This is a genomic window from Paracoccus sigandri, assembly GCF_003709565.1.
In the GTDB taxonomy this organism is placed as follows: domain Bacteria; phylum Pseudomonadota; class Alphaproteobacteria; order Rhodobacterales; family Rhodobacteraceae; genus Paracoccus; species Paracoccus siganidrum.
The window spans coordinates 1-1,394 of sequence record NZ_QNRC01000102.1 but is presented as its reverse complement, the minus strand read 5'-3'; the positions used below and the strand labels follow the sequence as shown (position 1 = coordinate 1,394).

Genomic DNA, 1,394 nt, shown 5'->3' with positions numbered 1-1,394 from the left:
AGGTCGTGTCTCGGAACTGGTGGAAATTGGAAGGCGGCGTAATCTCCGGGTGAACTGACACCCACCCAACCGGCGGCGGCAACCGCCAGGGAGATCACGCCATGAAGCAGAATACCGACAGCTCGTCCTTTTCGCTACTGCCCGACGCAAGTGGGTATGATCCGATCGAGGATCGCCTGCGGGCGAATGTCCGTGCCACCATCGAGGCCATGTTCGAAGAGGAACTGGCCGAATTTCTCGGCCGTCTTCGCTATGGTCGCGGCAACGAGCGGGCCGAGGGCTACCGCCACGGGCACCGCGAACGGCAACTCACCGGCACGTTTGGGACTGAGACGGTCCGCGTGCCACGCGCTCGGATCGAGAACGAGGCCGGCAAGATCAGCGAATGGCGCTCGAAGGCGCTGCCACGCTACAGGCGGCTGACGAAGAAGGCCGAGGCCCTGATCGCGGCGGTCTATCTGGCCGGCACCAATACCCGGCGCGTCAAGCGGGCGCTCTTCGGGCTGTTCGAAGGCGCGGTGAGCAAGGATGTGGTCAGCCGCGCTTGGCGCAAGGTGAAGGTCGACTGGGACGCCTGGTCCACTCGGGACCTGGCCGGCGAAGAGATCGTTCGGCTTATCCTCGACGGCACCGTCATCAAGACCCGGCTGGACCGCAAGGCCACCAACATCTCGGTGCTGGCGGCGATTGGCGTGCGGCGCGACGGGCAAAAGGTGCTGATCTCGATCAGGAACATGGGCGGCGAAAGCACGGCTGCCTGGAGCCAATTCCTCGCCGATCTGGATGCGCGGGGCTTGAGGCGCCCGGAGTTCGTGATCGTTGACGGCGCTCCCGGACTTGAGGCCGCGCTCGTGGCGCTCTGGGGCGAGGATCTGCCCATCCAGCGCTGCACAGTTCACAAGCACCGCAACCTGCTTGGCCACGCGCCCAAGCGCCTGCACGACGAGCTGAGCGAAGACTACCGCGACATGATCTATGCCAATACGGCCGCCGAGATCGAGAAGCGTCGCAAGGCTTTCCTGCGGAAGTGGAAGCTCAAGTGCCGGGCCGTGGCCGACAGCCTTGAAGAAGCGGGTGACCGACTCTTCACCTTCACCCGTCTTGATCCCTCGCAATGGAAATCCGCACGGACCACCAATGCCATCGAGCGCCTGAACGAGGAGTTCCGGCGCCGCATCAAGACCCAGACCGTCCTGCCCTGCGCCGAAACCGTGCCGATGTTGCTCTGGGCGCTCTTGGCGTCAGGGCAGATCCAGATGCGAAAGGTCGACGGATGGGAAACCCTCTCTCAACCACTCGTGCCGATGTCTCTTGACCTCGCGGCCTGACTGGAGCCAACCTCACATGCCCGGAGCCCGCCGCGAGGGAATTTCCACCACATTCGAGACACGACC

1 protein-coding gene is annotated in these 1,394 nt (G+C 64.1%); it reads left to right on the top strand.

Annotated elements, in window-relative coordinates; all coding sequences use genetic code 11:
* Nucleotides 1-101: 101 nt before the first annotated feature.
* On the top strand, nucleotides 102-1,328 hold the full coding sequence (locus tag C9E82_RS23910; protein ID WP_119901247.1) for an IS256 family transposase: 1,227 nt from the start codon (nucleotides 102-104) through the stop codon (nucleotides 1,326-1,328).
* The last annotated feature ends 66 nt before the right edge of the window (nucleotides 1,329-1,394 follow it).